General features: G+C 67.3%; 21 protein-coding genes. 16 read left to right on the forward strand and 5 right to left on the reverse strand.

Annotation, left to right across the window (positions count from 1 at the left end; genetic code table 11):
• Window positions 1-180: 180 nt before the first annotated feature.
• Window positions 181-948, reverse strand: a complete 768-nt coding sequence (locus C2U31_RS06000) for a hypothetical protein (RefSeq protein WP_103272006.1) — start codon at window positions 946-948, stop codon at window positions 181-183.
• 372 nt (window positions 949-1,320) lie between these two features.
• Here C2U31_RS06000 and fghA point away from each other — a divergent pair, with 372 nt between their 5' ends.
• The 3 genes from fghA (at window position 1,321) to rpoH (ending at window position 4,041) form a co-directional block, all read left to right on the forward strand.
• On the forward strand, window positions 1,321-2,187 hold the full coding sequence (gene fghA / locus C2U31_RS06005; RefSeq protein WP_103272007.1) for an S-formylglutathione hydrolase: 867 nt from the start codon (window positions 1,321-1,323) through the stop codon (window positions 2,185-2,187).
• Between the two features lie 89 nt (window positions 2,188-2,276).
• Complete coding sequence (locus C2U31_RS06010; RefSeq protein ID WP_103272008.1) at window positions 2,277-2,966, forward strand: hypothetical protein; 690 nt, start codon at window positions 2,277-2,279, stop codon at window positions 2,964-2,966.
• A gap of 154 nt (window positions 2,967-3,120) precedes the next feature.
• A complete protein-coding gene (rpoH, locus tag C2U31_RS06015; protein ID WP_199770959.1) occupies window positions 3,121-4,041 on the forward strand; it encodes an RNA polymerase sigma factor RpoH in 921 nt (306 codons plus the stop codon).
• Window positions 4,042-4,420: 379 nt separating this feature from the next.
• On the opposite strand, the gene C2U31_RS06020 is transcribed toward rpoH, so the two are convergent.
• On the reverse strand, window positions 4,421-5,245 hold the full coding sequence (locus tag C2U31_RS06020; RefSeq protein WP_369869746.1) for a phosphodiesterase: 825 nt from the start codon (window positions 5,243-5,245) through the stop codon (window positions 4,421-4,423).
• Window positions 5,246-5,428: 183 nt separating this feature from the next.
• Here C2U31_RS06020 and C2U31_RS06025 point away from each other — a divergent pair, with 183 nt between their 5' ends.
• Window positions 5,429-8,212, forward strand: a complete 2,784-nt coding sequence (locus C2U31_RS06025; RefSeq protein WP_233772662.1) for a cation:proton antiporter — start codon at window positions 5,429-5,431, stop codon at window positions 8,210-8,212.
• A 30-nt stretch (window positions 8,213-8,242) separates the two neighbouring features.
• Here the strand turns inward: C2U31_RS06025 and C2U31_RS06030 are convergent, their stop codons facing one another.
• Window positions 8,243-9,055, reverse strand: a complete 813-nt coding sequence (locus C2U31_RS06030) for an NUDIX hydrolase family protein (RefSeq protein WP_103276275.1) — start codon at window positions 9,053-9,055, stop codon at window positions 8,243-8,245.
• 284 nt (window positions 9,056-9,339) lie between these two features.
• Here C2U31_RS06030 and coxB point away from each other — a divergent pair, with 284 nt between their 5' ends.
• The 5 genes from coxB to C2U31_RS06050 all read left to right on the forward strand — a co-directional run bounded on the left by coxB (window position 9,340) and on the right by C2U31_RS06050 (window position 13,522).
• On the forward strand, window positions 9,340-10,497 hold the full coding sequence (gene coxB / locus C2U31_RS06035) for a cytochrome c oxidase subunit II (protein ID WP_103272010.1): 1,158 nt from the start codon (window positions 9,340-9,342) through the stop codon (window positions 10,495-10,497).
• A gap of 109 nt (window positions 10,498-10,606) precedes the next feature.
• Window positions 10,607-12,208: a cytochrome c oxidase subunit I gene (gene ctaD, locus C2U31_RS06040; RefSeq protein ID WP_103272011.1), complete on the forward strand. Its 1,602-nt coding sequence runs from the start codon at window positions 10,607-10,609 to the stop codon at window positions 12,206-12,208.
• Between the two features lie 27 nt (window positions 12,209-12,235).
• Window positions 12,236-12,361 (forward strand): cytochrome oxidase small assembly protein, encoded by a 126-nt coding sequence (locus tag C2U31_RS30940; RefSeq protein ID WP_212319326.1) that lies wholly within the window; start codon window positions 12,236-12,238, stop codon window positions 12,359-12,361.
• A gap of 8 nt (window positions 12,362-12,369) precedes the next feature.
• The gene (locus tag C2U31_RS06045) at window positions 12,370-12,594 is read left to right on the forward strand and encodes a DUF2970 domain-containing protein (RefSeq protein ID WP_103272012.1); all 225 of its coding nucleotides are present in this window, start codon (window positions 12,370-12,372) and stop codon (window positions 12,592-12,594) included.
• A gap of 55 nt (window positions 12,595-12,649) precedes the next feature.
• On the forward strand, window positions 12,650-13,522 hold the full coding sequence (locus C2U31_RS06050) for a cytochrome c oxidase subunit 3 (RefSeq protein WP_103272013.1): 873 nt from the start codon (window positions 12,650-12,652) through the stop codon (window positions 13,520-13,522).
• 121 nt (window positions 13,523-13,643) lie between these two features.
• On the opposite strand, the gene C2U31_RS06055 is transcribed toward C2U31_RS06050, so the two are convergent.
• On the reverse strand, window positions 13,644-13,844 hold the full coding sequence (locus C2U31_RS06055) for a twin transmembrane helix small protein (RefSeq protein WP_103272014.1): 201 nt from the start codon (window positions 13,842-13,844) through the stop codon (window positions 13,644-13,646).
• A 37-nt stretch (window positions 13,845-13,881) separates the two neighbouring features.
• Here C2U31_RS06055 and C2U31_RS06060 point away from each other — a divergent pair, with 37 nt between their 5' ends.
• The 5 genes from C2U31_RS06060 (at window position 13,882) to C2U31_RS06080 (ending at window position 18,020) form a co-directional block, all read left to right on the forward strand.
• Window positions 13,882-14,682: an SURF1 family protein gene (locus C2U31_RS06060; RefSeq protein ID WP_103272015.1), complete on the forward strand. Its 801-nt coding sequence runs from the start codon at window positions 13,882-13,884 to the stop codon at window positions 14,680-14,682.
• Between the two features lie 112 nt (window positions 14,683-14,794).
• Window positions 14,795-15,430, forward strand: coding sequence for a hypothetical protein (locus C2U31_RS06065; protein WP_199770960.1), 636 nt, complete (start codon window positions 14,795-14,797; stop codon window positions 15,428-15,430).
• 20 nt (window positions 15,431-15,450) lie between these two features.
• Entirely contained in the window at window positions 15,451-16,488 is a 1,038-nt protein-coding gene (locus tag C2U31_RS06070) for a heme A synthase (RefSeq protein ID WP_103276277.1), read from the forward strand.
• A 13-nt stretch (window positions 16,489-16,501) separates the two neighbouring features.
• Window positions 16,502-17,395 carry a heme o synthase gene (gene cyoE / locus C2U31_RS06075; RefSeq protein ID WP_103272016.1) on the forward strand — a complete coding sequence of 298 codons (894 nt, stop codon included), beginning with the start codon at window positions 16,502-16,504 and terminating at the stop codon, window positions 17,393-17,395.
• Between the two features lie 19 nt (window positions 17,396-17,414).
• On the forward strand, window positions 17,415-18,020 hold the full coding sequence (locus C2U31_RS06080; protein WP_103272017.1) for an SCO family protein: 606 nt from the start codon (window positions 17,415-17,417) through the stop codon (window positions 18,018-18,020).
• Window positions 18,021-18,097: 77 nt separating this feature from the next.
• On the opposite strand, the gene C2U31_RS06085 is transcribed toward C2U31_RS06080, so the two are convergent.
• Complete coding sequence (locus C2U31_RS06085; RefSeq protein WP_103272018.1) at window positions 18,098-18,316, reverse strand: DUF3717 domain-containing protein; 219 nt, start codon at window positions 18,314-18,316, stop codon at window positions 18,098-18,100.
• 130 nt (window positions 18,317-18,446) lie between these two features.
• On the opposite strand from C2U31_RS06085, the gene C2U31_RS06090 reads away from it, so the two are divergent.
• Window positions 18,447-19,130: a glycine zipper 2TM domain-containing protein gene (locus C2U31_RS06090; RefSeq protein WP_103272019.1), complete on the forward strand. Its 684-nt coding sequence runs from the start codon at window positions 18,447-18,449 to the stop codon at window positions 19,128-19,130.
• A 44-nt stretch (window positions 19,131-19,174) separates the two neighbouring features.
• Window positions 19,175-19,981, forward strand: coding sequence for a PhaM family polyhydroxyalkanoate granule multifunctional regulatory protein (locus C2U31_RS06095; protein ID WP_103272020.1), 807 nt, complete (start codon window positions 19,175-19,177; stop codon window positions 19,979-19,981).
• Window positions 19,982-20,036: the final 55 nt, after the last annotated feature.

Consider the following 20,036-nt stretch of genomic DNA (forward strand, 5'->3'; position numbering starts at 1 on the left):
GGCATCGATTCCGGCGGAATTCGTGGCAATAATCCATCAGATCAAGCCTGCCCCTGCGCCAAGGGGCGGCGACAGTGGCCTGCCGCCGGCCCGCGATCCGCAGGGCCGGATGTGGAATGGGCGCCGAAAAGCAAACGCGCCGCGCGGCATGGCCGGCGGCGCGTTAAAAATGGGGTCAGATTAGTGTGACGACCCGGGAACAGGCGTCACAGGCGTGGGCGTCGCTTCAGGAGTGTCCCCGGCTGTCGCGGGCGCGGCTGGTTTCTTGCGCGGACGTCCGCGCTGTCCCGGCGCGACCCGGCGGCTGGCGGTGTGGGCCAGGCTGGCGATGAAGCCGGGGCCGCCCAGCGCCCACTGGCCAGACACCGCCTGGTCGATGCGTTGGGATTCCTCGCGCGACAGGCCGTCCTGCAGGCGCTTGCGGTAGTTGGCCTGGCGGTCGAACGGCGTATTGCCGCAGGCCCAGTAATCGGCGTGGTCCGACTGCCATTGCGCGGGCGGCGCGCTGGTGTTGCCGGTATGGCTGCTGGCCGAGGACCAGGGCCAGGAATCGGGATCCTGCGACGCGCCGCTGCGCACCGGATAGGTTTCCAGCCAGACCTGCGAGGGCAGGACCCAGGCGCCGGGCTCGAGCAGCGCGGAGCGGTAGCGGCCCGCGAAGACGCGGCCGCCGCGCAGGCGCGCCGCGAGGTTGCGGCCCAGCGTCTGCATCAGGCGCGGCAAGCCTTCCTCGTCGGCGGGCGTGGCCAGCAGCAGGATGCGATCGTTGGCGAGCAGCCAGGCGTGCACCGACACCCGGTGGCGTTGGGCGGACTCGCCCAGCCAGGTGGCCAGCTGATTCAGGATATCGGCCGGCGCGGGTTGCGACGGCGCTGCCAGGGGCTGGATGAAATTGGCTTGCACCAATTGGGGCAGCCCGGGGGCGTACAGGCGGGGCAGACGTGCCATAGTGTCAGCGCTTGCGCATCCGGAAGAACGGGATGTCTTCTCTCACGTATATAAATAGTGCCACGGTGGCCGCCGGTCAAGCCCCCTGATCACAAACTGGGCACGGAAGCCGGGATTTTTTGCAATGGTTCGTACCCAGACCGCGCCGCCCGTTCCGGGCGGCAAGCCCGCGTAGACGGGCACAGCCTGGGGACAAACCAGATGCCGGTCGTCCGTGAGGCGCAGGTTAACATTTGGCGACGGAACGTCGTACCGTGGATATACCCTAATCCCTAAGGATGTCCACGCCGCGATCCGGCCCGTCCACTCCCCCCCCTTCCCCGGCCCGCAAGTCAGGGCGCATCTTTCAACCCGAATCCGGAGGACTCCCGCATGGCCGCCGCCTTGGAACTCATTTCCCAGCATCGCTGCTTCGGCGGCTCGCAGCGCTATTACCGCCACGACTCGGCGGAGATCGGCCTGCCGATGCGCTTTTCCGTCTTCGTGCCGCCGCAGGCCGAACAAGGCCCGGTGCCGGTGCTGTTCTACCTGGCCGGGCTGACCTGCACCGAGGAAACCTTCATGATCAAGGCCGGCGCGCAGCGCGTCGCTGCCGAACTGGGCGTGATGCTGGTGGCGCCGGACACCAGTCCGCGCGGCGCCAACGTGCCGGGCGAGGACGAAAGCTGGGACCTGGGCACTGGCGCGGGCTTCTATCTGGACGCCACCATGCCCGCCTGGAGCCGCCACTACCGCATGGACAGCTACGTCACCCGCGAGCTGCACGCCATCGCCACGGGCGGCGAATTGCCCGGCGACGCCGGGCGCGCCGGCATCTTCGGCCATTCCATGGGCGGCCATGGCGCGCTGGTGCTGGCCTTGCGCAACCCGGGCAAGTACCGCTCGGTCTCGGCCTTCGCGCCGATCGCCGCGCCCAGCCGCTGCCCCTGGGGCAAGAAGGCGTTCGGCGCCTATCTGGGCGACGACGTCCAGGCCTGGGCCGCTTATGACGCGTCGGCGCTGATGGCGCGGCTGCGCCAGCCTTTCCCCGGCGGCATCCTGGTCGATCAGGGCCAGGCCGATCAGTTCCTGGCCGAACAGTTGTATCCCGAGGTTTTCGAAGCCGCCTGCGCCCAGGCAGGTCAGCCGTTGACGCTGCGCCGCCACGAGGGCTACGACCACGGCTATTACTTCATCTCCACCTTCATCGAGGATCACATCCGGTTTCACGTCGAGCAGCTTGGAAAGCCGGCGGCCTGAAACCGCGCTTCTATACTGGTCGGCCTGCCGCCGCAGGCCGGCGCCGCGCCCGGTCCGCGGCGTTCTTGTCCTGATGAGGAACGCCTGATTTGATCAACGGTTTCGCTCCCTTCGCCTGGATCCTGCTGGGCGCCGTCGTGGTCCTGCTGCCGGGCCTGTTCATGCTGCTGGGCCGGGGCGGCCCGAAAGATGAGCGCGGTCGCCGCCTCTTCCAGTTCCGGCCGGTGCGGCGCCTGTTCGGGCTGATGCTGGTGGCGCTGGGCTGCGTGTCGGGCCTGTTGGCCCTGTCGCTGGTGCAGTTCTTCCGCCTGACCACGGACGCGCCCGTCGCGCGTCTCGAAGTCCGCCAACAGGGTGACGGCCAGTTCCAGGTGCGCGCGAGCGCGCCTGGCATCGGCGAGAAGCAATATGTACTGTATGGCGATCAGTGGCAGATCGACGCCCGCGTGGTGCGCTGGAAGCTGCCTGCCCTGATGGCGGGCGTGCCGCCGTTGTACCGGCTGGAACGGCTGTCCGGCCGCTATGGCGACGCCGCGCGCGAAGCTGCCGCCACGCGCTCGGTCCACTCGCTGGACGACTGGCCGGCGCCCGACCTGGGCTCGTTGAAGAAGAGCTTCCCGAACTGGTTTCCGTTCGTCGATGTGCAGTTCGGCAGCGGCGCCTACATGCCCTTGTTCGACGGGGCCCGCTACCAGGTCTTCCTGGATCCCCGGGGCGCGCTGTTCGCCCGCCCGGACGGACAGGCCACGGAGGAAGGGCTCAAGCGCCTGGGCTGGTGAGACTGAGCTTGCCCCCGGTCGCCACGGGCGGGCGGACGTCCCTCTCGACGTTCGCCAGCAAAAATAAATGGGGTCGCGTCAATGGGAACGAAACTTTGACGCGCCGCAATAGTCGAATTAGCACTCCCACAACCAGAGTGCTAAGATCGAATCCATGTCGCTTTCCCTGAGCTTTCCGGAGACCTCCGCCATGAAGCAACCCAGTACCTCGTTGGCCGCTTCCGGCAACGCCCTGGCGTTGGCCATCGCCAATCCGGGCGCGCTGGGCACGATCGACGCGTACATTTCGGCCGTGAACCGCCTGCCGGTGCTGTCGGCCGAGCGCGAAACCGAGCTGGGCCGTCGCCTGCGCGACCAGGAAGACCTGTCCGCCGCCCGCGAGCTGGTGCTGTCGCACCTGCGCCTGGTGGTTTCCGTGGCGCGCCAGTATCTCGGCTACGGCCTGCCGCATGCTGACCTGATCCAGGAAGGCAACGTCGGCTTGATGAAGGCCGTCAAGCGTTTCGACCCCGAGCGCGGCGTGCGCCTGGTGTCCTTCGCCGTGCACTGGATCAAGGCCGAGATCCACGAATACATCATTCGCAACTGGCGCCTGGTCAAGGTCGCCACCACCAAGGCGCAGCGCAAACTGTTCTTCAACCTGCGCAGCATGCGCCCGGACGGCCAGACGCTGGACCCGGAACAGGTCGACCATATCGCGCAGGAATTGAACGTTCGCCGCGAGGACGTCAGCGAAATGGAAGTGCGCATGTCCGGCCGCGACATGTCGCTCGAAAACCAGGACGATGACGATGACAGCTACGCGCCCATCGCCTATCTGTCCGACGAAGGCCGCCAGGAGCCGACCCGAGTGCTGGAACGCGCCGCGCGCGACCACATGCAGAGCGCTGGTCTGAATGGCGCGCTCGATGCGCTGGATCCGCGCTCGCGCCGCATCGTCGAGGCGCGCTGGCTGCAGGACGACGGCGGCGCCACGCTACATGAGCTGGCGCAGGAGTTCGGCGTGTCGGCCGAGCGCATCCGCCAGATCGAGGCCGCCGCGCTGAAGAAGATGCGCGGCACGCTGGCTGCCTGAAGCCGCAATGCCAGACAAGCCCGGGGCCGCGCAAGCGGCCCTTTGCTTTTGCGGCAAGCCGATAGCGAGCCATCGCGCGAGTCTGCGCCTGATATCTATGGTCATCGTTGCATCAATAAATTGATACAACTTCGCTAAGGAATTTCACCAGATTGCCGAAACTTAATCGGGTGGGTCGCGCCTAACTTCATGTAGACCGCGAACTCCGGTTAGCAGTCTTGTCATCCGTCTCGGCTTCTCCTCTTTCCCCTCCCCTATGAGACGGATGCTTGCGGGGCACCTGTATATACCGGTGCCCCGATTTTTTTGCGCGCGTGATTCGCAGCCGCGCACGGATCGCACCACCAGGCGGTGCGTCATGGGCGGCGGTTGGTGTTCTTCAGGCGGCCCGCGCAGCCTCGGCGGCGTTCACGGCAGGTTCCTGCACCCGCCGCACGCCGGTCGCCAGCGAACCATCCTTGTACAGCTTGATCCATCGGTAGCCCGGCGCCTTGCCGTCGACCACGTGCCGGCCGTCGCGCACGCTGAACTGGAAGCAGGTCGAGGGCGTGGCCAGGATGCGCAGATTGTGCCGGCGACGATCGAATTCATGATGCACGTGGCCCCACAGCAGCACGCGCGCCTGCGGCCAGCGCGCCAGCAGCTGGAACAGGCGTTGCGGGTTGTCGATCATCATGGTGTCGTGCCAGTGCGTGATCGGCATGGCGTTGTGATGCGTGGCGACCAGCGCGGGCCGTTCCGGCGCCTCGGCCAGCGCGCTTTCCAGCAGGTCGAGCTGGCTGTCGGGCAGGTGTCCGCCGTTGGAGCCGGGCACGGTGGTGTCCAGGCAGATGACGCGCCACGCGCCCACGTCGGTCACCGGCTCGCTCCAGGCGGGCAACGCGCGGCGCAGCGTGTCGGGCGCGTCATGGTTGCCGGGCAGGCAGCGGATGCGGGCGCCGGCCAGTGCCGGGCTGGCCTGCAGCATGCCGGCCAGGCGTTGGTAGGCCGCCACCTCGCCGTCCTGGGAAAGGTCGCCCGTGGCCAGGACCAGGTCGGGACGCTTGTGGTCGGCCTCGATCTGGCCGAGCACCGCGCGCAGGCTGGCGTCGGTGTTCACGCCGAGCATTGACGTTTCGGCCTCGCCGAACAGATGGCAGTCGGTGAGCTGCACAAGCAAGGCGGGCGCGCCGTCGCGCGGCGCTTGGGACTGAGTGCGGACCAAGGGCCGCTCCTGCGTAGTTGGCACGGCTCTACATTATCCAAAAACCGGCGTCCGCGCGCGCGATGGCGTCGCCTCCGGACCGCTCAATCGTGAGCAAGCGTGAACTGCCTGACGGAACGGCCCGGAAAAACCGCTATTCTTGTCAAACTTCGCACACGCCTCACGATCTGGACGCGGCTTTACATGGATGTCGGTTTTCTCGTATTCGGCCTGGCGGGCCTGCTCACGCTGGTCTGCTTCATGCCGCCGCTGGCCGGCCGCCTCAAGCTGCCCTATTCGGTGCTGCTGGCCATCGTCGGCTGTCTGCTCGGCATCGTCATCCACCTGCATGGCTGGGCGCCCAGCTGGATCGGCGATTTCCTGGACTCCCTGGAACGCTTCGAGATCTCGTCCGAGACCTTCCTGATGGTGTTCCTGCCGGTGCTGCTGTTCGAGACCGCGCTGTCCATGAACGTGCGCCGGTTGATGGACGACATCGGCCCCATTCTCATGATGGCCATCGTGGCCGTGGTGGTGTGCACGCTGGTGGTGGGCGTCACGCTCGATGCCATCTCGTCCTACGGGCTGGTGGTCTGCCTGCTGCTGGGCGCCATCGTCGCCACCACCGATCCGGTGGCCGTGGTGGGCATTTTCCGCGAAGTGGGCGCGCCCAAGCGCCTGACCACGCTGGTCGAAGGCGAGAGCCTGTTCAACGACGCCGCGTCCATCGCCCTGTACTCCGTGCTGCTGGCCGTGCTGGGCGGCCATGGCGAACTCAGCGTCAGCGGCGTGTTCAATGATTTCGTGGTGCACTTCATCGGTGGCGGCGTGGCCGGTTTCGCCATGGGGCGGCTGGCCTGTTTCCTGTTCGCCTGGCTGCGCGGCTTCCCCACCGCCGAGATCACGCTGACGCTGACGCTGGCCTATCTGTCCTTCTTCATCTCCGAGCACTATCTGAACGTTTCCGGCGTGGTGGCCACGGTGATCGCCGGGCTGGTGGTGGGGTCCACCGGCCGCACCCGCATGTCGCCGACCACCTTCGAGTACCTGTCCAGCGCCTGGGAACAGTTCGGCTTCTGGGCCAATTCGCTGATCTTCCTGTTCGCGGCCATGCTGATTCCCAAGCTGATGGCCGCGGCCGACTGGCAGGAACTGGCGCTGGTGGCGGTGCTGTTCGTGGCCACGCTGGCGGCGCGCGCCATCGTGGTGTTCGGCCTGCTGCCGCTATTGGGGCTGACGCGGCTGGGCACCAAGGTGAGCCGGCCCTACAAGGTCGTGATGCTGTGGGGCGGACTGCGCGGCGCCGTGTCGCTGGCGCTGGCGCTGGCCGTGACCGAGCAGACCGGCGTGCCCGAAGAGGCGCGCCAGTTCATCGCCGTGGCCACCACGGCCTTCGTGCTGATCACCCTGTTCGTCAACGGCATCAGCCTGCGCCCGCTGATCCGCATGCTGGGGCTGAACCAGCTGTCGCCCGTGGAGCGCACCATCCGCAACCAGGCGCTGGCCGTGGCGCTGGAAGACCTGCAGGGCAAGACCGACGATCTGGCCAAGACCGAGCACATCGGCAGCGAGGTGCGCGACCGCATCCGCGCGGTGTTCGACGCCAGCCTGGCCAGCGTGCACGACGGCCAGGTGGGCCAGATGAGCGACGAGCAGCGCGTGGCCGTCGGCCTGGCGATCGTGGCGCAGCGTGAAGAGGAAATGTTCTTCGACATCCTGAAGGCGCAGATCGTGGACTGGCGCATGGCCGAATCGCTGCTGGCGCGGGCCGAGCGGCTGGAGGACGCCATCCGCCTCGGCGGCGTGGAGGGCTTCGAGAAGGCCATCGTGGCCGACGTGCGCTATTCGACCGGCTTCCGGCTGGCCCTGCGCGTGCACTATCTGTTCGGTTTCCAGGGCTGGCTGGCGCATGAGCTGGGGCAGCGTTTCGCCAACCTGATGAGCAAGCGTTCCGTGGCGCAGCGCCTGATCCTGTTCACCCGCGAGCAGATCACGCCGCTGCTGGGCGAAGAGGCCACGCTGCGCATCGTATCGCTGCACCAGCGCCGGCTGGACCTGATCGAGAACGCCATGCAGGCGCTGAACCTGCAGTATCCCCAGTACGCGCAATGGCTGCAGGAAAGCTACCTGGGCCGCGTGGCGCGCGAGCTCGAGCGCATCCGCTACCGCGACATGCTGGAGCAGTTCCTGATCAGCGGCGAGGTGTACGCCGACCTGATGTCGCAACTGCAGAGCCGCTGGTCGCACATCGACCGGCACCCGCCGCTGGACATCGAGCTGAGCGCGGCCGACCTGATCAAGCGCGTGCCCCTGTTCGAAGGCTTGTCGGCCGATTCGCTGCGCGCCATCAGCAAGCTGCTCAAGCCGAGGCTGGCGTTGCCGGACCAGCGCGTGCTGACCAAGGGCCGCCATGGCGAGGAAATGTGCTTCGTGGCTTCGGGCGCCGTGGCCGTGCACCTGCCGGACAACACCATGATCGAGCTGGGCAGCGGCGAGTTCTTCGGCGAACTCGGTCTGCTGGGCGAGCAGCAGATCGCGCCCGACGTGACCTCGCTGGGCTATTGCAAGCTGCTGATGCTGTCCTCGCGCGATTTCCATGCCCTGCTGGCGCGCGACGAACACCTGCGCGAGCGCATCCAGGTCGTGGCCAAGCAGCGCCTGCGCGCGATCGAGGTGTGGAAGCAGTTCTCGCAGGCCTCGCAGGCCGAGGCGGCGGCGACGCCCGTGGCCGCGCCCGTCCCGGCACCTAGCGCGGCGGCGGCCGCCGAAGCCGCCGAGGCGGCGGGCGAGGAGCGGCGCGAGGAAGAGGCGGCGAAAGTCGCGACGAAGGACGAGGCAAAGGACGTGACAGCCAAGGACGCGCGCGCGATCGAAAGCGAGGCTGTCGTGGTTCGGCACGTCGATGGCGCGGAAGACGCGCGGCAGGCCACCGACCGGTCCGCACAGAGTGGCGCGACGCCGGGCGAACCCGGCCTGCAATCACGCTGAGTCAGGGCCGGCCCCGGCGCCAGCCCCGGCTCAGGCCGGGATTTCGCCGGCCGCCTGGCGGCGCAGAATGTCCTCGGCGATGACCAGCGCCGCTTCCAGCGTGAACTCGCCTTCGGCCAGCAGGCGCACCGCCTCGGCCACTTCGATGGCGCGGATTTCCATCACCTCGCCGTCGCGGTTGACGGGGCTGGCGTCGGCCGCCAGCACGCAGGTGCTGGTCAGCACGTCTTCGACCTGATAGCCCTCGGGCAGGCGGCGGTGGATGCGCAGGATGGTGCGCAGCGGCGTGCGGTTGATCAGGTCCGGTTCGTCCAGGCCGGCTTCCTCGCCACACTCGCGCACCAGCGCGGTTTCCAGGTCTTCGCCGCTGCCGGCCAGTCCGCCGACCAGGGTGTCCCACATACCGGGATCCGTTGATTTGCTCAGGGCGCGGCGCGCCACCCACAGCCGGCCGTCGGGCGTCCAGGCGTTCAGGTGCACGGCCTTGGTCGGCAGGCCGAAGGGCCGCAGCGCGGTGCGCTCCATCACGCCCAGCTTGTCTTCGCCGGCGACCACGTCCAGTAGTTCGTCGCGCCAGCCGCGCAGGCAGTTGGCATCGCGCAACAGTATCGCGGCCCGTTCCAGCACCGCGTCCAGCTCGGGGCCGGGGGCCATGCCCTCGCCGATCCGCACGCTGTCGTGGTCCGTTTCGACATGGTCGGCGCCTTGCAGCGCGTCGGCCGCGGCGTGCGTGGCCCAGCCGCAGCGACGCCCCGCTATATACAAGGCGTGCGCCCCGTCGGGCGGGAGTTCCTGCGCGCGGGCGCGCAGCGCGGCATACAGGTCGGGCAACTGCTTGTGCATCTCGGAACCGTCTTGGATGAAGGTGCGGCTGATTTTATGCCACTGGCCCGCGCGGCCTCGCGGCGCGGCCATGGGGGCGGGTCCAACGAAATCAAGGGGATTAAATTACATCTGTTTGCGCGTCCGCTATAATCCGCCAGTTTCTTTATGATTCGAGTGGGAACGCGGGGCCGCAGCATCTCTCCCTGCCGATCCTTGCCATCTAATAATCGCGCGTAGTCCTGTTGCAGTGACATTCGTGCCACGAGGCGACAGCGGCCCTTGCGCCGTGTTTCGAGGTAAGCATGAAGAAGTGGAGAGGGATACTGGGGGCTTGTGCCATGCTGATTGGCGGCATGGCGGGTGCTCAGGTGCAAGACATGCCCGGCGGCCCGAAGGTCAATCAGCTGAATCTGCACGAAGGCGTGACTCAGATCGCGCGCGATGTCATGTGGCTGCACTGGATGCTGCTCACGATCTGTATCGTGATCTTCATCGGCGTCTTCGGAGTGATGTTCTACTCCATCTGGGCGCACCGCAAATCCCGCGGCCACAAGGCCGCCACCTTCCACGAGCACCTCGGCGTGGAAGTCGCCTGGACCGTCATTCCCTTCATCATCGTCATTGCGATGGCCCTGCCGGCCACCAAGACGGTGGTCGCCATGAAAGACACATCCAGCGCCGACCTGACCGTCAAGGTCACCGGCTATCAATGGAAATGGGGCTACGAGTACCTCGACGGCTCCGCTGCCGGCGTCAAGTTTCTCTCCACGCTGTCGACGCCGCGCGCCCAGATCGAGAACCGCGAGCCCAAGGGCCAGTTCTACCTGATGGAAGTGGACAACCACATGGTTGTGCCCGTCGACAAGAAGGTCCGCGTCGTGCTGACCGCCGCCGACGTGATCCACTCCTGGATGATCCCCGACTTCGGCGTCAAGCAGGACGCCATTCCGGGCTTCCTGCGCGACGCCTGGTTCCGCGCCGAACAGCCCGGCATCTACCGTGGCCAGTGCGCCGAGCTGTGCGGCAAGGATCACGCCTTCATGCCCATCGTCGTGGAAGTCCTGGCGCAGGCGGACTACGATAAGTGGGTTGAAGACCAGAAAAAGAGGATGGCGGCCTCGGCCGACGATCCCAACAAGGAGTGGACGGAAGCCGAACTGGTTGCCCGTGGCGAAAAGGTTTTCGCCGCCAATTGCGTGGCCTGTCACCAGGCCAACGGCAAGGGCATCCCGGGCAGCTTCCCCGCGCTCGACGGAGACAAGGTTGTGCTGGGCCCCAAGGCGGCCCAGATCAACACCGTGCTGAAGGGCAAGCCGGGCACCGCCATGGCGGCGTTCGGCGGCCAGCTCAACGATGTCGAAATCGCAGCGGTCATCAGCTATACGCGCCATGCCTGGAGCAACGCCGGCAAGGGGCAGGACCCGACGGTTCAACCGAAGGACGTGACGGCCGGGCGCTGATGCGCGCGCCGTCGCTGTTTCCCTCGCGGTCTGAACCGCTTTCCGTTTAGTCGAGATACCCTGACGTCCCCGCCTGGCGGGGGCGGCACTCAGCAGGAAGGAGTCCATCATGAGCAGCGTCACTGTAGACCACGTGTCCCCGGGCCACGGTCACGATGACCACCACCACGCCATGCCGACGGGCTGGCGTCGCTGGCTTTTCGCCACGAACCACAAAGACATCGGGACGATGTACCTCATCTTCTCGTTCTTCATGTTGCTGGAGGGCGGGACGCTGGCCCTGCTGCTGCGCACCGAGCTGTTCGAGCCGGGCCTGCAGTTCTTCCGGCCCGAACTGTTCAACCAGTTCACCACCATGCATGGCCTCATCATGGTGTTCGGCGCCATCATGCCGGCCTTCGTGGGCTTCGCGAACTGGATGATCCCCATGCAGATCGGCGCCTCGGACATGGCGTTCGCCCGCATGAACAACTTCAGCTTCTGGCTGCTGCCCGTGGCCGCCATCATGCTGACGGCCTCGTTCTTCGTGCCGGGCGGTGCCACCGCCGCCGGCTGGACGCTGTACGCCCCGCTGTCGCTGCAGATGGGCCCGGGCATGGACCTGGCCATCTTCGCCATGCACATCATGGGCGCGTCCTCCATCATGGGCGCGATCAACATCATCGTCACCGTGCTGAACATGCGCGCGCCCGGCATGACGCTGATGAAGATGCCGCTGTTCTGCTGGACCTGGCTGATCACCGCCTTCCTGCTGCTGGCCGTGATGCCGGTGCTGGCCGCCGCCATCACCATGGTGCTGACCGACCGCCACTTCGGCACCGGCTTCTTCAACGCCGCCGCCGGCGGCGACCCGGTGCTGTACCAGCACGTGTTCTGGTTCTTCGGGCATCCCGAGGTCTACATCATGATCCTGCCGGGCTTTGGCATCGTGTCCGCCATCGTGCCCGCCTTCGCCCGCAAGAAGCTGTTCGGCTACGCCTCGATGGTGTACGCGACCGCCGCCATCGCCGTGCTGTCGTTCATCGTCTGGGCGCACCACATGTTCACCACCGGCATGCCGGTGACGGGCCAGCTGTACTTCATGTACGCCACCATGCTGATCTCGATCCCGACCGGCGTGAAGGTGTTCAACTGGGTCGCCACCATGTGGCGCGGCTCGATGACCTTCGAGACGCCGATGCTGTTCTCGATCGGCTTCATCTTCGTGTTCACCATGGGCGGCTTCACCGGCCTGATCCTGTCGGTGGCGCCAATCGACATCCAGGTGCACGATACCTATTACGTGGTGGCGCACTTCCACTACGTGCTGGTGGCTGGTTCACTGTTCGCCCTGTTCGCCGGCGCCTACTACTGGCTGCCCAAGTGGTCGGGCCGCATGTACAGCGAAAAGCTGGGCAAGCTGCACTTCTGGTCGACGCTGATCTCGTTCAACGTCACGTTCTTCCCGATGCACTTCCTGGGCCTGGCCGGCATGCCGCGCCGCTATGCCGACTACGCCGCGCAGTTCACGACCTTCCACCAGATCGCCACCATCGGCGCGTTCTGGTTCGGCCTGTCGCAGCTGATCTTCCTGTGGACGGTGATCCGTTGCTATCGCGGCCGCGGCGAGCCCGCGCCCGCCAGCCCCTGGGAAGGCGCCGAAGGCCTGGAATGGACGGTGCCGTCGCCGGCCCCCTTCCACACCTTCGAAACCCCGCCCGAAGTGAAGTAAGCCGCAACGTTTTCAGGTAGCAGAGCCATGACTCCAGAGCAGCGCCGTCGCAACCGGATCGCAGGACTGATATTGGTGGTGTTCGTCGCCGCCGTGTTCGCGTGGACCCTGTTGCGCGGCTCGTCGCTGCTCACGGGCGTGGCGCTGCGCTAGGCGGTCCCATGAGCGACGACCTGCGCGACGCCTCCCAACGCAAGCTGAGCTTTCTGCAGACGCTGAAAGCCGTGGGCTGGGGGTTGTTCGGCGTGCGCAAGGGCGCGGGCTACCAGGAAGACAGCGCCAGGCTCAACCCGGTACACGTGATCGTGGCCGGGTTGCTGGCCGGAGCGGTATTCGTGGGCGTACTGATATTGATCGTGCGTTGGGCAGTCTCGAGCCTGACCTGACGGCAACGATTCCTGAAGCAATTCGAACCATCTGATCTGTACCAGGGAGAAAACCATGAGTGCAAGCCACTCGGTTCACAAAGAGGCACCCTACTACTACGTGCCCGCAGATTCGGGTCACCCCGTGCGCACGGCCGCCGCGCTGCTGCTCATGGGCCTGGGCGCCGCCGCCTGGATCAATTCCGTCAGCTGGGGCAAGTGGCTGGTGCTGGCGGGTTTCCTGTCCCTGATCGTGATCCTGTACTACTGGTTCGGCGACGCCATCCGCGAGTCCGAGGCCGGCCTGAACAGCAAGCGCATCGACAATTCCTACCGCTGGGGGATGAGCTGGTTCATCTTCTCGGAGGTCATGTTCTTCGCCGGCTTCTTCGGCGCGTTGTGGTACGTGCGCACGATCACCACGCCATGGCTGGGCGACCTGGATCACAAGCTGATGCTGTGGCCGGACTTCCAGGCGGTCTGGCCGAATTTCGGCCCGGCTGGCGTGGTCGAGCACTTCCAGACCGTCGGCCCGTTCTGGCTGCCCACGATCAACACCGCGCTGCTGCTGAGTTCGGGCGTGACGCTGACCATCGCCCACCACGCGCTGCGTGAGAACCATCGCGGCAAGACCATCTTCTGGCTGCTGGCCACCGTGGTGCTGGGCTTCATCTTCGTGGCCTGCCAGGCGGCGGAATACCATCATGCCTATACCGAGCTGAACCTGAAGTTCAACTCGGGCGCCTACGGCTCGCTGTTCTACATGCTGACGGGCTTCCACGGCTTCCACGTGCTGCTGGGCGCCACCATGCTGACCGTGATCCTGATTCGCCTGATCCGCGGCCACTTCACGGCCGACCATCACTTCGGCTTCGAGGGCGCGGCCTGGTACTGGCACTTCGTCGACGTGGTGTGGCTGGGCCTGTACCTGTTCGTCTACTGGATGTGATCGCCGCGCGCGGGCTCCGGCCCGCGGCCGCGGGTCTTCAACGGCAAGGGCCCGGCCAGTCTGGCCGGGCCCTTGCGTTTTCAGGGGTCAGGGCCGGCGCGGGAACTCCTGCCGGCGGGGCCTATCTGATGCCGGTGCTTTCGATCCAGCCCATGTGATGGGCGAACAGCACGAACAGGAACAGCGCGACGGACAGCCCGATGCGCACGGTGAGCGCATTGACGGTGCGGTTGGTGGTACCTTTGTCCCGCATCAGATAGACCAGGGCGGACGCCAGGCTGGCGAGGATGCCGATAAAGGCCAGCACCACGAAAACACGCATTTGGGTCTCCGGACAAATCAGATTCAATCACGAACACATGGCTCGACCGCATTCCACCCGCTACACGGTAGCCGCCTTGCTGCTGCTGGGCATCTCCGTGGTCATACTCGTATCGCTGGGACAGTGGCAACTGCGCCGGGCCGACGAGCGACGCGCCATTCTGGCCGCGATCGAGGCCGGCCGCAAGCAGGCCCCGCTGCCCTTGAGCGCCGCGACGCCGGCGCACGAGATGGCGCCGTGGCGCGTGGCCGAGGCCAGCGGCCAGTGGCTGCCCCAGTTCAGTGTACTGCTGGACAACCGCAACCTGGACGGCAAGCCCGGTTACTGGCTGGCCACGCCCTTGCTGCTGGACGGCGGCTCGCGCCAGGCCCTGCTGGTGCTGCGCGGCTGGATCCCGCGCGTGATGCAGGGCCAGCCCGAGGTGCCGGCGACGCCGCCGGGCGAGCAGGCCGTGCGCGGCGAGCTGTCCGCGCGCGTGCCGCGCCTGTTCGAGCTGTGGTCGCTGGGCGGCGATGCGAAGTCCGGCCTGCCGGCGGCGCTGCCGGCGCCGGGCGGCGTCGTGCCGCAGGTGCAGAACCTGGAGCTGGACGCCTACGCGCGGGCCACCGGGCTCAAGCTGCTGCCCACGGTGCTGAGCCAGTTCGGCGACGGCCGCCACGACGACGGGCTGGTGCACGACTGGCCGCAGCCTTCGGTGGATTTCCAGAAAAACACCTTCTACGCCGTGCAATGGTTTTCCTTCGCGCTGTTCGCGGCGATCGCCTGGCTGGTGGTGATGGCGGGCGCGCTCAAGCGCATGCGTCAGCGCCAGCGCGAGCAGGCCGGCCCCGGGGGCTGAGCCGCCGCGCGGACACGGCAAGCCCGCAGCAACGACGTCTTGAATTCCCGCAACACCGCAAGCCCGCAGCAACGTTCCCGGCGCACCGCGCAACCGCATAACAGGATACATAGTGGCCCGCGAAACCTCCGCTACCTCCGTCCCCGCCGCCCGCAAGCGCTCCCGGCTGCCGCTGGTGCTGGTGTTCCTGTGCACGTTGGCGCCCATCGTGGCGGCCTTCGTCGTCTACTACAACCCGCAATGGTGGCCGGACGACGCCAGCAACTACGGCACGCTGGTGACGCCGCAGCGTCCCATGCCCGCCGCCGGTGAATTGACGCTGACCACGCTGGACGGCCAGCCCTTCGACCTGCGGACCCTGAAGGGTAAATGGCTGCTGGTGGCCGCCGATGGCGCGGCCTGCCCGGAAAGCTGCGCCCGCAAGCTCTACATCGCGCGCAACAGCCACGCCAGCCAGGGCAAGAACGTGGACCGGCTGGCCCGGGTCTGGTTCATCACTGACGACGCGCCGGTGCCGGACAAGGTGCTGGAGGCCTACAAGGGCACTATCATGTTGCGCGCCGACCCCGGCCAGCTCGCCCGCTTCCTGCTCGCCGGCCAGCAGCAACAGGCCGCGCCCGCGCTGGCCGCGCCCATCTGGATCATCGATCCGCTGGGCAACCTGATGATGCAGTACCCGGCCGACGCCGACGGCGTGAAGGTGCGCAAGGACGTCAGCAAGCTGGTCTACAACTCGCGGGTCGGCTGACCGGATTTTTCGACATGGATATGGATCGCATCAAGGCTCGCTACCGCAAGCTGGTTTTCTTCACCTGGTTCCTGACGCTGGACCTGATTATGTTCGGCGCCTTCGTGCGCCTGACCGATTCCGGATTGGGCTGCCCGGACTGGCCCGGCTGCTACGGCAAGGCCACGCCGTTGGGCGCGATGGGCGACATCCACGAGGCCACGCAGGCCATGCCCTTCGGGCCGGTCACGCTGTCCAAGGCCTGGATCGAGATGATTCATCGCTACGTCGGCGCCATCCTGGGCATGTTGATCATCGCCATCGTGGTCATGGCCTGGCGCTACCGCCGCCAGCTGGGCCGTTCGCCCGCGCTGGCCATCGTCACGCTGGTGGCCGTCTGCGTGCAGGGCGCCTTCGGCGCCTGGACCGTGACCCACAAGCTGATGCCCGCCGTGGTCACGGCGCATCTGGTGTTCGGCCTGTCGGTGCTGGCGCTGATGACCTGGCTGTCGGCGCGCGAGCGTCCGCACCTGGCCCTGTCCGCCGCCGCCGCGCGCTGGAAGCCTTGGGTCGCGGGCGGCTTCGCGCTGCTGCTGGCGCAGGTCACGCTGGGCGGCTGGGTCAGCACCAATTACGCGGCGCTGGCCTGCATGGACTTTCCCATGTGCCATGGCCAGTGGGTGCCCGAGATGGATTTCCACGGCGGCTATTCAGTGATCCGGGGGCTGGGCGAGCTGCCGTCCGGCGAAATGATCTCGCAGCCGGCGCTCACCGCGATCCACTGGGTCCATCGCAATTTCGCCTTCGTGGTGTTCGCCTACCTGGGCGTGCTGGCCTGGCGCCTGCGCGCCGAGGCCGGGCTGCGCGGACCGGCCACGCTGATGCTGGCGCTGCTGGGCGCGCAATTGCTGACCGGGCTGACCACCATCTTCTTCCAGTGGCCGCTTTTGATCGCGGTGCTGCACAATGGCGGGGCGGCCGGCCTGACGCTGGCGGCGGTGGTATTGATGGTGCGTCTGTCCACCGCCGGACGGGCGCCCGCGGGGGGGGGCTACGGCCCCAATTCGGCGCGCGTTTAAAATAGGGGCCATCATGACCAGTCTTGCCGCTCCCCAATCCGGATTGCTCCGCCAGTATCTCGTGCTCACCAAGCCGCGCGTCACGCAGCTTGCGGTGTTCTGCGCCGTCATCGGCATGTTCCTGGCCGCGCCCGGCATTCCCGACATGCAACGCGTGCTGTTCGGCACGCTGGGCATCTGGCTGCTGGCCGCCGCCGCCTTCGCCATCAACTGTCTGATCGAGCAGGAGGTCGACGCCCGCATGCTGCGCACCGCAAGGCGAGCGACCGCGCGCGGCACCATCTCCGCCTACCAGGTGCTGAGCCTGTCGGGCCTGTTGGGCGGCGCTGGCATGTTCGTGCTGTACCACATGGTCAATCCGCTCACCATGTGGCTGACCTTCGCCACCTTCGTCGGCTACGCCGTCATCTATACCGTCATCCTCAAGCCGCGCACGCCGCAGAACATTGTCATCGGCGGCCTGTCGGGCGCCATGCCGCCCGCGCTGGGCTGGGCCGCCGTGGCGGATTCCGTGCCGGCCGAGGCCTGGGTGCTGGTGCTGATCATCTTCATCTGGACGCCGCCGCATTTCTGGGCGCTGGCGCTTTACCGCAACCACGACTACGCCAAGGCCGGCCTGCCCATGCTGCCGGTCACGCATGGCCAGCAGTTCACGCGCCTGCACATCCTGCTCTACAGCGTGGCGCTGCTGGCCACCACGCTGCTGCCCTACATCATCCTGATGAGCGGCGTGCTCTACCTGACCGCCGCGCTGGTGCTGGGCGGCATGTTCCTGTCCTATGCATGGCGCCTGTATCGCGAATACAGCGACGAACTGGCGCGCAGCATGTTCCGTTTCTCGATCCTGTACCTGGCGCTGCTGTTCGGCGCGCTGCTGGTGGATCACTGGGTCGGCCTGTTGCGCTGACCGTTGCCGGAGGTTGTCCATGTCCGTGTTTTCCGCCACCCGCCGCCTGGCCCTGCGCCTGGGCGCGGCCGCCGCATTCGCCGCCGCGCTGGCCGCCTGCGGTGAAAGCGCGCCCCAGTTCAAGGGCAGCGACATCAGCGGCACCAGGCTCGGCCAGGGCATGGAGCTGGTGGACTACAACGGCAAGACCCGCAAGCTGTCGGATTTCTCGGGCAAGGTGGTGGTGGCGTTCTTCGGCTTCACGCAGTGTCCCGACGTCTGCCCGACCTCGCTGGCCGAGCTGGCCGAGGCCATGAAGAAGCTGGGCGCGGATGCCGACCGCGTGCAGGTGCTGCTGATCACGGTGGATCCCGAGCGCGACACGCCCGATATCCTCAAACAATACGTGACCGCGTTCGACCCGCGCTTCCTGGGCCTGACCGGCACGCCGGACCAGGTGAAGAAGGCGGCGGCCTCGTTCAAGGCCTATTACGCCAAGGCGCCCACCAAAGACGGCGGCTATTCCATGGATCACACGGCCGCGTTCTATCTGCTGGACGGCAAGGGCGAATCGCGCGTGCTGGCCAACAACAACATCGGGGTGGACGCCCTGGTGCACGACATTCAGGCGCTGCTCAAGGGCTGATCAGGCCAGTGCCGGGCGACGGCCCCGGGCGCGGCCATCCGATCGCCGCGCGCGGCGGCGGCCCGCGCCATTCACGTTCACTTCAGGGCGGCTGCCCAGGTCTGCAGCGCCGCGCGGGCGCGCTCGTCGAGTTCCACGGTGGGAAGCTCGCGGCGATGGGACATGATCATCAGCGCATAGGGCGTGGCCAACGCCGACGCCTCCGGGCAGAGCCGGTGGTCCTCGCCGGCGGACGGCGTGAGGTTGCGCCAATAGTTGATGGCCTGTTCGAGCTGGGGCAAGGTGACGGAATCCATGCCCCTATTGTCCATCAATGGCGGACCCTGTCCAGCAGGCCCGTTTTGCAATGAAGCGTCACCATCGCAATACGCCGATACGGCGCCAGGGTGCTATACCACAGCCGGTTAGTAATTTCGGAGACCTGTGATGAATACTCCCCTCCAGACCGGCGTTGCGCGCCGTGGCCTGCATCCCCTGGTCGCCGCCGCCGCCGTCGCCGTGATCGTCATGTGTACGGTGGGCGTGGCGGCCGTGATGGGCTGGCTGCCCACGCCGTCGGCCAATACCAATCCCAACGCCCTGAGCGCCGAGAGCGCGGCCCTGGCCGGCCCGGAAGGCGGCAACCTGGCGCCCGCGCCCCAGATTCCCGCCCAGCCGCTGGCGCCCGCGCCTGGCCAGCAGCCTGCGGCTCGGCAGCCCGCCGCGCCGCGTCCCCAGGCGGCCGCGCCGGCGCAGCCTCGCCCCGCCGCGCCGGTCGTCTGCCAAAGTTGCGGCGTGGTCGAGAGCGTGCGCCAGGTCCAGGCGCCGGTGCGCGACAATAGCGACCATCTGATCGGCACCATCGCCGGCGGCGTCGCGGGCGGCGTGGTCGGCAACCAGTTCGGCGGCGGCAACGGCAAGACCGCGTTGACCGTGCTGGGCGCCGTGGGCGGCGCTTTGGCAGGCCGTGAAGTTGAGCGTAATATCAGACAGCAACAAACCGTGACGCACTACGAGCTGACCGTGCGCATGAGCGACGGCAGCGCCCGTCAATTCCGCAGCGCCCAGCCGTTCGCGTTTGCGTCCGGCGACCGCGTCCGCGTGGAAAACAATCAACTGCTGCCCGGCTGAGCCTGGCGGCCGGTGGCAACCATCTGTTTAGGGGGAAACCAGGTATGAGCGATCAACACGGCAATCCGTTCGTCCTGCCGGGCTTGGGCCAGCATTCCGATCTGTCCGGCAATCCCCTGCTGGCCAGCATGGAAATGATGCGCCAGGCCTGGGCCGGCCTGACTGGGCCGGGCGGGCTGGCCAGCAGCCTGCCGATGGCTCCGCCCATGAACGTCGAGGACCTGGAGCGCCGCATCGCCGAGCTGCGCTCGGTCGAAAACTGGCTGCGCATGAACCTGTCCATGCTCAGCAGCACCATCCAGGGCATGGAAGTGCAGCGCTCCACCATCAACACGCTGCGCGCCTTCGTCGACAGCGCGGCCAGCATGGACCTGGGCGCCTTGCGCGACAGCGGCGCGGCCTCGCCGCTGGAAGTGGTGCTGGGCCTGAAACCGGCGCCGGGCAAGGCCAAGGCGGCCGCGCCGTCAGGCGACGCGGCCAGGGACGGCGGCAAAGGTCCGGCTCAGGATCACGCCGGCGACGCTGCCCCGGCGGAGGCAGCCGCCCAGGACGCCGCGCCGCCCTTTGCCGGCATGAGCGAACAGATGGGCGCCGCGGCGCAGTCGGCGTCCAAGGCCTGGTGGGACCTGCTGCAGCAACAATTCGGCCAGATCGCCGCCGCCACCGCCGCGACCATGCCGGCCGCCGCGCCGTCCAAGGTGGAATCCGAAGCCGACAAACCCGCGCCCAAGGCCGCCAAGACCGAGGCCAAGCCCGCCGCCAAGGCGCCGGGCAAGCCGGCCTCGAAGGCCGCCGCCCGCGCCAAGCCCGCCGCCCGCAAGGCAGCGCCCAAGACGGAGCCGTCCGCCTAGCGCCGGCCCCATGATTTCAATCGCAACGCGCAACGGCTCCTCGGGGCCGTTGCGT

Source organism: Achromobacter sp. AONIH1, assembly GCF_002902905.1.
Classification (GTDB): Bacteria; Pseudomonadota; Gammaproteobacteria; order Burkholderiales; family Burkholderiaceae_B; genus Achromobacter.

Excerpts from the sequence above, each read along its gene's own strand:
- ctaD (WP_103272011.1), top strand. The coding sequence starts at position 10,607 with ATGAGCAGCGTCACTGTAGACCACGTGTCCCCGGGCCACGGTCACGAT.
- C2U31_RS06085 (WP_103272018.1), bottom strand. The coding sequence starts at position 18,316 with ATGGATTCCGTCACCTTGCCCCAGCTCGAACAGGCCATCAACTATTGG.
- C2U31_RS06025 (WP_233772662.1), top strand. The coding sequence starts at position 5,429 with ATGGATGTCGGTTTTCTCGTATTCGGCCTGGCGGGCCTGCTCACGCTG.
- fghA (WP_103272007.1), top strand. The coding sequence starts at position 1,321 with ATGGCCGCCGCCTTGGAACTCATTTCCCAGCATCGCTGCTTCGGCGGC.
- coxB (WP_103272010.1), top strand. The coding sequence starts at position 9,340 with ATGAAGAAGTGGAGAGGGATACTGGGGGCTTGTGCCATGCTGATTGGC.
- C2U31_RS06055 (WP_103272014.1), bottom strand. The coding sequence starts at position 13,844 with ATGCGTGTTTTCGTGGTGCTGGCCTTTATCGGCATCCTCGCCAGCCTG.
- C2U31_RS06060 (WP_103272015.1), top strand. The coding sequence starts at position 13,882 with ATGGCTCGACCGCATTCCACCCGCTACACGGTAGCCGCCTTGCTGCTG.
- C2U31_RS06070 (WP_103276277.1), top strand. The coding sequence starts at position 15,451 with ATGGATCGCATCAAGGCTCGCTACCGCAAGCTGGTTTTCTTCACCTGG.
- C2U31_RS06045 (WP_103272012.1), top strand. The coding sequence starts at position 12,370 with ATGAGCGACGACCTGCGCGACGCCTCCCAACGCAAGCTGAGCTTTCTG.
- C2U31_RS06000 (WP_103272006.1), bottom strand. The coding sequence starts at position 948 with ATGGCACGTCTGCCCCGCCTGTACGCCCCCGGGCTGCCCCAATTGGTG.
- cyoE (WP_103272016.1), top strand. The coding sequence starts at position 16,502 with ATGACCAGTCTTGCCGCTCCCCAATCCGGATTGCTCCGCCAGTATCTC.
- C2U31_RS06090 (WP_103272019.1), top strand. The coding sequence starts at position 18,447 with ATGAATACTCCCCTCCAGACCGGCGTTGCGCGCCGTGGCCTGCATCCC.
- C2U31_RS06080 (WP_103272017.1), top strand. The coding sequence starts at position 17,415 with ATGTCCGTGTTTTCCGCCACCCGCCGCCTGGCCCTGCGCCTGGGCGCG.
- C2U31_RS06050 (WP_103272013.1), top strand. The coding sequence starts at position 12,650 with ATGAGTGCAAGCCACTCGGTTCACAAAGAGGCACCCTACTACTACGTG.
- C2U31_RS06030 (WP_103276275.1), bottom strand. The coding sequence starts at position 9,055 with ATGCACAAGCAGTTGCCCGACCTGTATGCCGCGCTGCGCGCCCGCGCG.
- C2U31_RS30940 (WP_212319326.1), top strand. The coding sequence starts at position 12,236 with ATGACTCCAGAGCAGCGCCGTCGCAACCGGATCGCAGGACTGATATTG.
- C2U31_RS06095 (WP_103272020.1), top strand. The coding sequence starts at position 19,175 with ATGAGCGATCAACACGGCAATCCGTTCGTCCTGCCGGGCTTGGGCCAG.
- rpoH (WP_199770959.1), top strand. The coding sequence starts at position 3,121 with ATGTCGCTTTCCCTGAGCTTTCCGGAGACCTCCGCCATGAAGCAACCC.